General features: G+C 36.4%; 13 protein-coding genes and 2 pseudogenes. 5 read left to right on the forward strand and 10 right to left on the reverse strand.

The window, feature by feature from the left end; translation table 11 throughout:
• Both HMPREF2887_RS04895 and pulA read left to right on the forward strand, forming a co-directional pair.
• A pseudogene (locus tag HMPREF2887_RS04895) lies at window positions 1-254 on the forward strand (LacI family transcriptional regulator); the annotation flags it as partial.
• A 13-nt stretch (window positions 255-267) separates the two neighbouring features.
• Window positions 268-2,343 (forward strand): type I pullulanase, encoded by a 2,076-nt coding sequence (pulA, locus tag HMPREF2887_RS04900; protein ID WP_003026681.1) that lies wholly within the window; start codon window positions 268-270, stop codon window positions 2,341-2,343.
• A 104-nt stretch (window positions 2,344-2,447) separates the two neighbouring features.
• Here pulA and HMPREF2887_RS04905 read toward each other — a convergent pair whose 3' ends face one another.
• From HMPREF2887_RS04905 to hisS, 4 genes and pseudogenes are all read right to left on the reverse strand, one after another.
• Window positions 2,448-3,383, reverse strand: coding sequence for a YitT family protein (locus HMPREF2887_RS04905; RefSeq protein WP_003026683.1), 936 nt, complete (start codon window positions 3,381-3,383; stop codon window positions 2,448-2,450).
• The gene (gene aspS, locus HMPREF2887_RS04910; protein ID WP_003026685.1) at window positions 3,370-5,124 is read right to left on the reverse strand and encodes an aspartate--tRNA ligase; all 1,755 of its coding nucleotides are present in this window, start codon (window positions 5,122-5,124) and stop codon (window positions 3,370-3,372) included. The genes HMPREF2887_RS04905 and aspS overlap by 14 nt, the downstream gene beginning before the upstream one ends.
• 119 nt (window positions 5,125-5,243) lie before the next feature.
• Window positions 5,244-5,450, reverse strand: coding sequence for a hypothetical protein (locus HMPREF2887_RS04915; protein ID WP_003026688.1), 207 nt, complete (start codon window positions 5,448-5,450; stop codon window positions 5,244-5,246).
• Window positions 5,451-5,530: 80 nt separating this feature from the next.
• Window positions 5,531-6,811, reverse strand: a pseudogene (gene hisS / locus HMPREF2887_RS04920) (histidine--tRNA ligase).
• 228 nt (window positions 6,812-7,039) lie between these two features.
• Here hisS and rpmF point away from each other — a divergent pair.
• Window positions 7,040-7,222 carry a 50S ribosomal protein L32 gene (gene rpmF, locus HMPREF2887_RS04925; protein ID WP_003026691.1) on the forward strand — a complete coding sequence of 61 codons (183 nt, stop codon included), beginning with the start codon at window positions 7,040-7,042 and terminating at the stop codon, window positions 7,220-7,222.
• A gap of 15 nt (window positions 7,223-7,237) precedes the next feature.
• The gene (rpmG, locus tag HMPREF2887_RS04930) at window positions 7,238-7,387 is read left to right on the forward strand and encodes a 50S ribosomal protein L33 (RefSeq protein ID WP_003026692.1); all 150 of its coding nucleotides are present in this window, start codon (window positions 7,238-7,240) and stop codon (window positions 7,385-7,387) included.
• Window positions 7,388-7,498: 111 nt separating this feature from the next.
• On the opposite strand, the gene HMPREF2887_RS04935 is transcribed toward rpmG, so the two are convergent.
• From HMPREF2887_RS04935 to HMPREF2887_RS04960, 6 genes are all read right to left on the reverse strand, one after another.
• Complete coding sequence (locus HMPREF2887_RS04935; RefSeq protein WP_057489841.1) at window positions 7,499-7,969, reverse strand: hypothetical protein; 471 nt, start codon at window positions 7,967-7,969, stop codon at window positions 7,499-7,501.
• Between the two features lie 118 nt (window positions 7,970-8,087).
• Complete coding sequence (locus HMPREF2887_RS04940) at window positions 8,088-9,206, reverse strand: site-specific integrase (RefSeq protein WP_057489842.1); 1,119 nt, start codon at window positions 9,204-9,206, stop codon at window positions 8,088-8,090.
• Window positions 9,199-9,402 carry a DUF3173 domain-containing protein gene (locus HMPREF2887_RS04945; RefSeq protein ID WP_049508800.1) on the reverse strand — a complete coding sequence of 68 codons (204 nt, stop codon included), beginning with the start codon at window positions 9,400-9,402 and terminating at the stop codon, window positions 9,199-9,201. Before HMPREF2887_RS04945 ends, HMPREF2887_RS04940 begins: the two co-directional genes overlap by 8 nt.
• Before the next feature lie 32 nt (window positions 9,403-9,434).
• Window positions 9,435-9,626: a hypothetical protein gene (locus HMPREF2887_RS04950; RefSeq protein ID WP_057489843.1), complete on the reverse strand. Its 192-nt coding sequence runs from the start codon at window positions 9,624-9,626 to the stop codon at window positions 9,435-9,437.
• Window positions 9,619-10,947 (reverse strand): Rep family protein, encoded by a 1,329-nt coding sequence (locus tag HMPREF2887_RS04955; RefSeq protein WP_057489844.1) that lies wholly within the window; start codon window positions 10,945-10,947, stop codon window positions 9,619-9,621. The genes HMPREF2887_RS04950 and HMPREF2887_RS04955 overlap by 8 nt, the downstream gene beginning before the upstream one ends.
• A 444-nt stretch (window positions 10,948-11,391) precedes the next feature.
• Window positions 11,392-11,799, reverse strand: coding sequence for a hypothetical protein (locus tag HMPREF2887_RS04960; RefSeq protein WP_235499511.1), 408 nt, complete (start codon window positions 11,797-11,799; stop codon window positions 11,392-11,394).
• Window positions 11,800-12,034: 235 nt separating this feature from the next.
• Between HMPREF2887_RS04960 and HMPREF2887_RS04965 the strand changes: the two genes are divergently transcribed.
• On the forward strand, window positions 12,035-12,478 hold the full coding sequence (locus tag HMPREF2887_RS04965; RefSeq protein ID WP_057489846.1) for a helix-turn-helix transcriptional regulator: 444 nt from the start codon (window positions 12,035-12,037) through the stop codon (window positions 12,476-12,478).
• Window positions 12,479-13,007: the final 529 nt, after the last annotated feature.

The raw sequence follows: 13,007 nt of genomic DNA on the forward strand, positions 1-13,007 counted from the left end.
ATGCTATTATCACAACAGACAGTATGCTGGCAGAGGGAGTTTGTAATTATTTAAATGAAAATCAATTATCTGTTCCCACTCTAGCCTTTGACTCTATTAAACCCAAACTTGATTTAATAGCTTATGTAGATATTAACACATTAGAGCTAGGGCGGGTTTCGTTCAAGACTATTCTACAAATTATCAATGATACCAAAGAAAATCGACAAATTTGCTATCGCCAATTGATTCCACATCGCATTATCGAACGATAAAGAAAGGAAGTTTATGGCTTTCCGAACATTCCAAGCCTACTTAGATGACCAAAGTCTCATCACGATCGAGTTAGAAAAACAATTTTATACTGAACAATTACAATTTACAATCGAAACGGTTGATAGCACACAAACCTTACAGATAAGAACTCTGGAAGAACAAGATGACTTCGTGCAATACAGTCTTGCTCCTCTTGAGCCGTTAGATTTAACCAGTCATTATTGGATTTACGACCAAGATCGCAATAAAACCTTTTTGCAATTTCGCCATATTGTGAGAAAACCGATTTTTGACCAGACCTTTGCTTATGATGGCGATGACTTAGGAGCTCATTACACTCCTAAAGTAACGACTTTTAAACTCTGGGCTCCTATTTCCGAGCAAGTTTTGCTCCATTTACAAAATCAAGTTTATCCGATGACACTTGGTGAAAAGGGCGTTTGGCAAACAGAGGTCTCTGGAGATTTTGATGGGGCTGCTTATTACTATCTACACAAAGTGAATGGTCATTGGGTGGAAGTCCACGACCCTTATGCCCTATCTTCTGAAAGCAATTCTGGTGTTAGTTATGTTGTCAATCCAGAGAAAATTACTCGCCCAATTCACCGAGCAGCAACACAAATTCCAATAACAAAAGCTGTTATCTACGAGATGAGTGTGCGAGATTTTTCCATGCAAAAAGAAGCTGAGTTTTCTTACCCTGGGAAATTCAAGTCCCTAACAGAGTCTCCTGATTTGCAAGAACACACTTTGGGAATGGATTATGTCAAACAACTGGGCATTACTCATATCCAACTCATGCCAGTGTATGATTTTGGCAGTGTTGATGAAAACCATCCAGAACTCGTGTATAACTGGGGCTACGACCCTATGCAATACAATCTTCCTGACGGCAGCTTTGCAACAAATCCACATGATCCTTATACAAGAATCGTGGAATTGCAAGAAGCAATCGCTGCTTATCATCAAGCTGACATCAGTGTTATCATGGACGTCGTTTACAATCATGTCTACAATCCCAAAACCTATGCTTTTGAAAAAATCGTCCCAGGCTATTTCTTCCGCTACAATCACAACGGAAATTTGACAAATGGTACGTTTTGTGGAAACGATGTAGCCAGTGAACGAGCAATGGTTCGTAGCTATATTAAGCATTCCCTCAAACAGTGGTTGACAATCTATGGATTTGACGGATTCCGCTTTGACCTCATGGGCATTCTAGATATAGAAACCATGAAGCAGATTGCAGAGGAATTGAAGTCGCTTTATCCAAATGTTTATTTGTATGGAGAAGGGTGGCGTATGAATACGGGACTCGATAGCAATCGACTTGCACATCAATTCAACGCCGCTCAGTTACCAAGCTATGGTTTTTTCAGCGACCACTTCCGCAATACAATCAAAGAAACGATTTTAGAAGGCAGTCAAATCCAAGATTCCAAACCAATAGATACGATAGAAAATGTATTGACAGCTAATGTTGGATTAACGGAAACAGCACATTTTATCGCACCCCAGCAAGCTATCAACTACGTGGAATGCCATGACGATGCAACGGCTTTTGATTATTTTGCAATTAAAAAGCCAGATATCTCTCTAAATGAGCGGTTAGCAGATGCACGACTCGCTTTGCATATTACTTTGTTAGCTCAAGGGGTACCATTCCTCCATAGCGGGCAAGAGTTTTTCCGTAGTAAAAACCTCATGGATAATACTTATAATGCTCAAGACGCCATCAACCGTCTTGATTGGCTACGCTCAATTGAATATGAGAAAGACGTAGATTTTATTCGCCAGTTGATCCAATTCAGAAAAGCAAATCTGCTCCTCAGTTTGGAAACAAGAACAGAAATTAAAGATTACTGTTCTGTCGAATGGCTAAGTGATTCTGTGGTCGAATATAAAATTAAAGAAAAAGAAGATCAAATCACAATCCTCATTAACTTTGGAAACGAAGCATTTAGCTATCCAAATCAGGATAAACAAGCTATTTTTATCAACTACCCAGAGATCAGCCTTGACGTTCCTCTCAATACTAACAGAGATTCCTATACTGTCCCTGCAAAACAAGTTCTCGTACTTAAATAATCGTAACATCTATTTTATTTGTTTCGTACCGAAAGTCACGAGACAGATTTAAAATCTCATAACAAAAAAACAATCAGATTGGCTAAACGAACCAATCTGATGTTTTATTCTTCTACGAAACGTCCAAGAATGTGAACATTATCCGCTACCGATACAAAAGCATGCGGGTCTACTTTTCGCATGATATGCTTGAATTCATTAAATTCAGCACGCGTAATAACTGTAATCAAAACTGCTTTTTTCTCATGATTATAGGTACCTTCTGCACCATTGATAATCGTTGCACCACGATGCAATTTGTTATGAATTTTATCAATAACTTCTTCGGGATGACTGGTAATAATCATCGCCTGCATCTTCTTTTGCTTAGTAAAGACTGCATCTGTCACACGGCTTGACACAAAAATCGTAATCATCGAATATAGTGCATATTTCCAGCCGAAAGTCACACCGGCAATAATCATAATCATGCCATTGACCATAAAGGAAATATTTCCCACATTTCTGCCGGTTTTCTTCCGAATCGTCAAGCTGACAATATCCGTCCCACCACTAGAAATATTGGAACGCAAAGCAAAGCCGATTCCTATTCCCATGATGACCCCACCAAACAAGGCATTGATAATCGGGTCATTTGTTAAGGTCACTTCAGGAACAAACTGGATAAACAGCGAGCTCATGGAAACGGTTATAAAAGTAAATACCGTAAATTTGTGCCCAATTTGATACCAAGCCAAAATCATCAGCGGGATATTGATGAGGTAGAAAGTCACAGAAACCGGAATAGTAAATCCTAGAAAACGCGTACTTAAAGCAGCTAAAATTTGTGCTAATCCAGTCGCACCGCTTGAATAAACATGCCCCGGTTGAAAGAAAAGATTTACTGCAACCGCAGATAGAAAACCATAAATGAGCGAAGCAGAAATCTTTTCATCGTACTTCTCACGAGAAATACTCTTAAGAACTCGTATCAACTTAAAATCATAGGCTAGACGGCGCAAATAATAACGCAATCGTTTGTAAATCTTACTTTTCTTCATGAGTTTCTACTTGTAAACTTAATTCTTCAAGTTGTTTAGCGTCAACTATGCTTGGTGCCTGAGTCATTGGATCACTTGCTTTGTTGTTTTTAGGGAAAGCAATCACTTCGCGGATATTTTCCTCACCAGCCAGCAACATGACAAAACGATCTAGCCCAATTGCCAGTCCACCATGCGGTGGAAAACCATAATCCATTGCTTCTAGCAAGAAACCAAATTGATCAGTAGCTTCTTCTTCAGAAAAACCAAGGGCTTTAAACATTCGTTCTTGCAAATCTTTGTGGTTAATACGAAGACTTCCACCACCCAATTCATAACCATTCAAGACAATATCATAAGCAATAGCACGAACCTTGCTCAAATCACCTTCTAATTCATGAGCTGTGTCTGCTTGTGGAAGAGTGAATGGATGGTGCGCACTCATATAGCGACCTTCTTCTTCCGACCATTCAAACATTGGCCAATCCACAACCCAAAGGTAATTAAATTTCGATTCATCAATCAAGCCCAACTCTTTTGCAAAACGTATACGCAAAGCACCCAAGGCTGCATTGGCAACTTCCAGTGTATCCGCTACAAAAAGAACCAAATCATTGTCTTCAAGCTGTAAAGCATCTGTCAAGTCACTTGTCAAGTCTTTCAGAAACTTAGCAACTGGGCCATTTAATTCACCTGATGTCACTTTCACCCAAGCAAGTCCTTTTGCTCCATACTGTTTTGCTTGCTCTGTCAACTTATCTATATCTTTTCGCGAATAGCTGTCAGCTGCATTTTTCACAACAATAGCTTTAACGGCTGGTGCTTCTGAGAAAACTTTAAAGTCAATTCCCTTGACAAGTTCTGTCAAGTCTTGCAATAGCATCTCAAAACGTGTATCTGGCTTATCACTTCCATACAGAGCCATTGCATCATCATATTTCATTCGTGGGAATGGCAGTGTAACCTCAATCCCCTTCGTTTCTTTCATCACTCGAGCAATCAAGCCTTCTGTAATATCCTGGATTTCTTGATCAGATAGGAAAGAAGTTTCTAAGTCAACCTGTGTAAACTCTGGTTGACGGTCTCCACGTAAATCCTCATCACGAAAGCATTTTACAATTTGATAATACCGATCAAATCCAGCATTCATCAACAGTTGCTTGGTAATTTGAGGACTTTGTGGCAGAGCATAGAAATGACCTTGGTTCACTCGACTTGGTACCAAATAATCACGCGCCCCTTCTGGAGTTGACTTAGTAAGAAACGGCGTTTCCACATCAATAAATTCAAGCTCATCTAAGTAATTACGAATTGAATGTGTTACTTTAGCTCGTAATTTCAAATTTGCCAACATTTCAGGACGACGAAGGTCTAAATAACGGTAACGGAGACGGGTATCATCATTCGCTTCAATACCGTCTTTGATTTCAAATGGAGTCGTTTTGGCCGTATTGAGAACTGTCAAATGCTCCACGTGTAATTCAACAGCTCCCGTTGCCAATTTATCATTCGCTTGCGTACGGGATTCTACTTTTCCAGTCACTTCGATCACATATTCGCTTCGCAAACTTTCAGCGGTTTCCATGACTTCTTTGGCTACATTTTCAGGATTGATAACTAGCTGCATTATGCCTTCACGGTCACGCAAATCAATGAAAATCAGTCCTCCCAAGTCACGACGACGGGACACCCAACCTTTCAAAGTGATTTTTTGACCAACATGCTCACTACGAACACGCCCGGCATACATTGAACGTTTCATTTTTATTCTCCAAACTTTTAATTCTTTTACTATTTTACCACAAAAGCGATGAAAAAGAAGACATGCTTTTCAAAATCTTCACATCTTAACGTAATATTTTTACAAAAGAAGATGACGACTCACCTCTTACCTTCTTTGTCATATAATTCAGGATGCAAAACCTTGACCACATAACTTGATGCTAAGCGCAATAGCCCTGCTGCCAAGCCAAAAATCGGTGCTAAAAACCGAAAAAAGAAATCCCCTCTTACAAAATAGGCAATTCCTCCTATAATCAAAAAAACAATTAGAAACTGAATTACAGACGGAATGATTATTTTTTTCATTGTTCTCTCCACTTCTACTTCAACATTCTACTATGTTATGAGAGAAAAAAGCCATTCGACTGGCTTTCTCCCTTTTTAAATTAAAACCCCAGTTGTTCAAAAATTGTTTGAAAATCTTTTTGAATCTGATTTAAACTGACTGTCAATTCTTCACGAGTTTGATTGTTTTTGATGGTAACTTGATTGCTTTCAATTTCACTTTCGCCAAGAGTTATCAACACTTTAGCAGAAAAAGCGTCTGCTGACTTGAATTGCGCTTTTAACTTACGATTTAAATAATCACGTTCAGCTGTAAAGCCTTGCTTGCGAAGCGCTTGTACAATTTTCAAAGCTTTGTTATTAGCACCGTCTCCCAGAACCGCAATATAAACGTCCAAACTATCCTCTAGCGGCAAGACTACACCTTGCTTTTCCAGAACGAGGAGCAGACGTTCTACGCCCATCCCAAAGCCAAATCCAGCCGTCTCTGGTCCACCAAAATAAGCAACAAGGCTATCATAACGACCGCCTGCACAAATAGTCAGTTCATTACCGGCTACATCTGCAGTAAATTCAAAAATCGTGTGATTGTAATAATCCAATCCGCGGACCATATTGGTATTGATAACATAAGGAATTCCCAGTGCTTCCAACATCGAACGCACAGCTTAAAAATTTTTTTGGCTTTCCTCATCTAGATAATCCAGGATAGAGGGTGCATTTTCAACAGCGAGTTTATCTTCTTTTTCCTTACTGTCTAGCACACGGAGAGGATTTTCTTCCAGACGACGCTGACTATCTTTAGAAAGACTGTCTTTCAACGGCGTCAAATAATCAATCAATGCTTGACGATAAGCGGCGCGACTCTCCGCATTCCCCAAACTATTCAACTGCAACGTTACACCTTGAATACCAATTTCATTGAAAAATTGAGCTGCCATGGCAATCGTCTCTACATCAGTCGCAGGATTATTGGAGCCAAAACACTCTACACCAATCTGATGAAACTCACGCAAACGCCCTGCCTGCGGACGCTCATAACGAAACATAGAACCCATATAATAAAGTTTCACCGGCTTTTGGACTTCTGGGGCAAAGAGTTTATTTTCCACATAAGAACGCACAACTGGTGCTGTTCCTTCTGGGCGTAATGTGATATGACGGTCGCCTTTGTCATAAAAATCATACATTTCTTTGGTTACAATGTCAGTCGTATCTCCAACAGAACGACTAATCACTTCATAATGCTCAAATAGTGGGGTACGAATTTCTGCGTAATGATATTTTTTAAATGTTTTTCGAGCAAATTCTTCTACATATTGCCATTTAACAGACTCTTGAGGAAGAATATCCTGAGTCCCTTTCGGTTTTTGTAATTTCATAGCTTTCCTCTTCATTCATATAATATAATTATTTTACCACAAGTAACAGATTTTGAGGACTGTTTCGGTATATTTTCTCTAAAAAGCTATCATGCTCTGCCATTTTCCAAAAAATAAAAGAAAATCTGTCAAGTAACTTTACTTTACAAAATTTTTTTGATATACTATTACAGTTGATGAAAATCAAAGAGATTGAATCGAACTTATATTAAAAGGAGAATAAAGAAAATGGCAGTACCTGCACGTCGCACTTCAAAAGCGAAGAAAAACAAACGCCGCACTCACTACAAAATTACAGCTCCATCTGTACATTTTGACGAAACTACTGGAGATTACTCACGTTCTCACCGTGTATCCCTCAAAGGATACTACAAAGGACGTAAAATCGCCAAAGCTGCAGCAGCAGAATAATAGAAGGGAGCTATCATGCGCGTAAATATCACACTTGAACACAAAGCATCTGGTGAACGCTTGTACCTTACTTCTAAAAACAAACGTAACACTCCAGACCGTCTTCAATTGAAAAAATACTCACCAAAACTTCGCAAGCACGTTGTGTTTACAGAAGTTAAATAAAAGTTTAATTAGTAAAAATAGCTTAAAATCAATGGTTATCGCCATTGATTTTTATTTTTGGAAACAATTCGGCAACAAAAAAGACAATAACAAGCGTTATCATCATTTCTATCAATAATCTTCATCAAAAAAATAGTCAATATCCTCTTGATAATTTATATCTAAAGTACGACTAATACAATATAATTCTGTCAGTTCTGCAATAGATAATTCCGATTTACTTTTAGAAGTTAATTCTCTTGAATACAAAAGAATATGCCCTTTTTGAAACTGTCTATACTCATACTGCGTTGTATAATTCGTTTGCTCCTGGAGCCAACCCAACTCTATTAAAATAATATCTTCTCCAAAAATATCAGCAAAGGACAGATAAATCTCTCCATAATGCCAAGAAGTTCCCGTAGAAAATTCATCAAAACTAAAAGCAAATTCCAAACGAGTATTTTCTGATAGCTTATCCGACAAACAATAAGAACCATAAAGATAAATTGATACTAAATTATATTTTTTACCAATAGCAATTACTTTTTTTCTTATGCCTTTTATATTTTCCATTATTACACCATAGTTAACTTCTTCCATATCAATCCTCCACTGAATTTCATTCTATCAAAAAACACAGCAAAAATAAATTTTACTGTGTCGAATCTGCGTTTGTGTTGGTCAGACTACGCTAGACAAACACAAGCCACGATTACAATTAGTTAATTTTTATTTGCCCCTCTAACTTGTCTGCTACCTCTTTCATAGCTGTAGGACGTAGATGAGAATAGACACCTAGTGTCGTCTGAATACTAGCATGCCCTAGGCGATTTTTAAGTTCTAAATCATTCATACCCAAAGAAAGTAAAAGACTGGCATGAGAGTGTCTTAAATCATGTATTCTAATCGTCTTAACACCTGCTAGTTGACTATGAGCTACAATAGCGTTATTGAGCATAGTTTTTGTAATCGGTAAACAATTATAAGAAAAAATAAAATCAATCTTTCCTAATTTTTTCTGATGTTCTCTCCATTCTAATAGATTAGAAAGTGTCATACCATCAAGATAGATAAGTCTATTCCCTGAAAAGGTCTTTGTAGGGTTTATCTGCCATTTGTTCTTGTTTTGATAAAACATAGATTTACTAACAATCAAGGACTTATCTATAAAGTCTATATCATCCCAAACAAGCGCTTGGAGTTCACTAATTCGTAAGCCAGTCATAAACAGAACAAGGCAAGTTATAAATTTCAAATGCTCTAAAACATCAGATTTATCAAAAGTTCTAATAAATAACTCGAATTCTTCCTTAGTCCAAAAATCAACTCTATGTTTTGTCCTACTTACATTACCAGCTTTTCTAACAGGATTTTCACTAACCACCCCCAAAGATATAGCCATATCAAAAATTTCTTTCATGCATTGATGTAGATCTTTCAAATAATTGTTTGAAAGTCCTTCTTCAAGAATTTCTGTATGCCATTTTTTGATATGGAGAGGTTGAATATCCACCATTTTCATCTTAAAAAAGGGTTTAAGACGTTTCAACTTAGAAGAAAATGTTAAAAATGTCCTATTTGATACCCTATTTCTATAATCTGGTATAAAATAATTATCAAGAAACATCTCTACAGTCAAACTAACTCCATGAACAATATATTTACGAGAATGCTTTGACATAAATTCATCATACCACTTTTTACACTCTGCCTGTGTTTTAAATCCTCTTTTTTTCTTTTGCATTCTCTTGCCGGTTATTCTGTCAAATCCAAGAGAAGCTACTGCATAATAAGTACCAGTAGCTTTGTCGTAATATACATGTAGAATCTTAGGCATATTCTTCCACTTCCTCAAAATTCAATTTCGTACCTAGAATTTCTTCTACCGCTTCAACAGGTACACGGCCTAACCCCTTAGAGTTATAGTAGGCAAATCCCTTTTGTACCATCAAAGCCTTAGCTTGTTTAATCAAACTATACGCTTGATAATTTCCAAAACCCAATTTTTTTAAATCATCTTTTGTTACGAACATAGCATTTTTCTCCTTTTCATGTTATAATATGACTAGTTGTTTTTATATGTGATGCGGTTTGCCGACTGCATCATTTTTTTTATTTCATAATACCGAGCTTTATCCCTTAAAAAAACATATATATCAGGGAGATAGTTCAAAACCCTAGACTTAACAATAACTTCTACAGGCTCTTCTTGACCATAATCTCGACATTTTGTTATTACAATTATCTTTTTAGTCATTTGTCACATCCTTTGCTTTCTTTGGCAATATTCTAGGATAGATACAATCTTCAAGCAATTTACGAATAAAATCGTCCTTATCTTGCGAACAAAACAAATCTTCATAGTCAAAGTTCAAAACGACGCTAGAGCCATCAGGACGTTGAAAATGCCCATTTTCTCTATTCTCTCGAACTTCTGAAACACTATAAAATCTTTCTTCCATTCCATGTTTTCTAGCAATTTCAGAAGAATAATTGACCCGTCTTAAATACTGGTTTATATCTTCTTCCTGAATTTGTCCGAAAAATTGTTTTGGAGACATATAAGCAGACATAATAACCAATCTCGGAACTACTAGCTTATTTCGATAGCGTGCCGACATTCTAGCCGAGTTAATCGGATCAAACAGCTTCAACCAATCCGCAGGAGCTAGGCTATCCTCTCGTAAGTCATCTAAAATAAGGATTTCCTCTCCTGAGTAATTGTCAAATGGATTTTTTGAGCTTGCAGAATATGAGCCACCTCTTAAACCTACATTTTCAAGTGCTCCTTGCACCTCTAAAGCAATATCTCTAGCAAGTGTAGACTTGCCAATCCCAGGCTTACCTTGAATATATAGGACAGTCAAATCATACTCCCTATTTTGCAAGGCTTCCAGTCTTAGAACGCTTTCACGCTCTCCGAAAATATCAAAGCCTTCAAGGAATTTCTGACGATTGTTTGCCATCAGATAATACAAATTATCGTCTTTCATAATATCAAAATAAGTCAGTTCCCCTTTATATACTTTAGACAATACCAAATCTAGACTTTCATCTGATTTCTCACGTTTTTTTGTAGCTGCATATTTCTCAAAGTCTTCCTTATTTTGATTGATAAATGTCTCATAATCAAGCGTATCGAAGGTTTCTACATCACTGATAGAATACTGGTATTTATCCTTATCTTTAGCATGGATAAGATATGCTAAAGCGTTAATACGTGTGTAAGCTCGACCTCCTTTTGATTTTGGGGTTTCAATCCGTTCACGTTCCAAGCCTAAAGCACTAGCAACTTTTGACAAATCAATTTGCTTAGGAAAATCAATATAGGCATGTATATGAGGTTCAACCAATTTTGTACCATAAGACACATCTTTATCATGCACCACTATAGCAAATTCTACAAATTCATCTTCTTCCACTAACGTTCTTACTCGGTCAAAGATAGTTCTAAAAATTTGTGTCTTATTATTTTCCCAATCATCAAGTAATTGCTTGTCTTGAATAGACCAATCCCAAAATTTTGACTTTAGTTGTTGCTCGAATAAGAATCGTCTGTTTCTAATTCTTTTTGTCATTTCTTCTCCTCTCCACATCATGAATTTTTATATATATATTCTGTTTTTAAGTATATATATTCTTTTGTTTTGGCATTATACTCTTTTTTTTGAGAATAATGCCATGTATAATGCCAAGTAAAATGCCATGATTTTTTGCTGTTTTCTTCCCTACCGCGTACGCTGGACCGTTCCGATGTCCCACGGAGAAAGGCTTTCAAATCAAGGGTTTTCCTTGTTTTGCACCATTCTATCGTCAAGTCCTAGAATGGTGCCCGCGCATAGATTTGGCATTATGTCACTATACTATGCCAAAAAACTCTTGAGCAAAAAAATTATGAATATTCTTCCACTAAAAATACGTAAAAATTCGGGTTGGGCGGTGTAGACGGGTTATACGGTCGGGGCTACGCCTTTCCCGACCTAACCCTACACCTAACCCTGCTTTTTACGTATTTTTAGTTGTTACAGCAATTTCAGACCACTAGCAACCAATTTCAACCCCTTGTAACCGGGATTACGACCATCAACCCATTGAGCCATTACACGAGTATCTAGTAACTCTACAAAAGTTAATTGAGCGCCTGCCATGGCTTTTTCAATTTCATCAAAGCTTCCAAGTACTTCGATCGTGATTGTCTTGACGTCCTCCATATCAATCAAACCTTGTTCTACTGCTTGAGCTGTCCGTTCATCAATGCCACTAAGCATATAGCCCTCTACAATATCAGTTGCCTTACCGTCTTTATATTTATTACGTGGGCGAACTTGTGTAAAGTCAACTTTTACCTTTTTAGGAATATAGAATTGTGAGCTCTCAAGAGCCATATCTTTTAAAGATAATTCCGCCGTTAGTTTAATCTTATTTTTCACTATTTTGTTCCTCTTTTCTAAAAAATATTATATAATCTAGTTAGTTGTTTTTGACAAGTCTTTGAAGAGTTCTGCTTTTCAAAGACTTTTTTATACAATCATAGCCATGTCCTCCTTGAAAAAATTCCACAAAATATGATATACTTATTTTGTATCATATTGATACATCTATTATAGTTTCATTTTGATACATTGTCAAGAAAAAAGTATCGTTTTGATACAAGAAGGAGGATTTATGTCAATTTTCTCAGATAGACTAGCTGAGCTTAGAAAAAAACGAGGGCTAACACAGCAACAAATAGCAGATGAACTTAATGTCAATCGCGTCACATATACAAACTGGGAAAAAGGTAACAGAGAACCTAGTTTTGAAAAACTATTATTATTAGCCAAATATCTTGAAACAACAACAGATGACTTATTAGGTCGAAGTGTTTTAAGCATTGACACCGTACCTCTTCCAATCACTAGTTTTGACTTCTCGCAAATAGAAAATATACCATTAGAGCAATATCCAAATTTAAAACAAGCTATTGTTCTAGAATATATGCGACACGGCACAAGAAGTACACAATTATTACAAGAAATAACTAAGAAATATCATTTAAACAAACAGCAAATAAAATTACTAAAAGAAATCATAGAAGATACAAAAAGTGCCTTTGTTAATGAATTCTAGTTTCGGCAACAATTTGGAAACAACCGATACAAAATACACCTATTTTTAGTAATCAGATTTTTATTAAAATACAATAAAACGTGATATTTTGAATACCACGCAATACATAGTTTATTGAAGTGAAATAATAGGTCATTACACGTCAGTTGACGCTTAAAACCTTGATTTTATGCGATTATTGATTTTTTGAATTTCAGTATATTGCATTGAAAATCAACTAAATGACTACATTTTTGACTACATTTTTTGTGAAATAAAATTAGAAATTTGGATATTCAAAAAGCACTCTAGCAGTATTGTTAGAGTGCTTTTTGATATTATTATCTAAACTAAATGCTTACAGATTATCAATCTATAGATACTATTAACGTTTATTTTGAGGTAGTATTAATTTTTTTTGAAAATATTACTAATAAATCTTCTTGCTTCATCATAGACATCATTATCAATATCTCTATATTTTGTAAATGTTTTTTCTACCCAAGTATTTCCATGTGCATTATACTTATAAAAGTAGACACATTTAGAA

Source organism: Streptococcus sp. HMSC071H03 (genome assembly GCF_001813035.1).
Taxonomy (GTDB): Bacteria; Bacillota; Bacilli; order Lactobacillales; family Streptococcaceae; genus Streptococcus; species Streptococcus anginosus.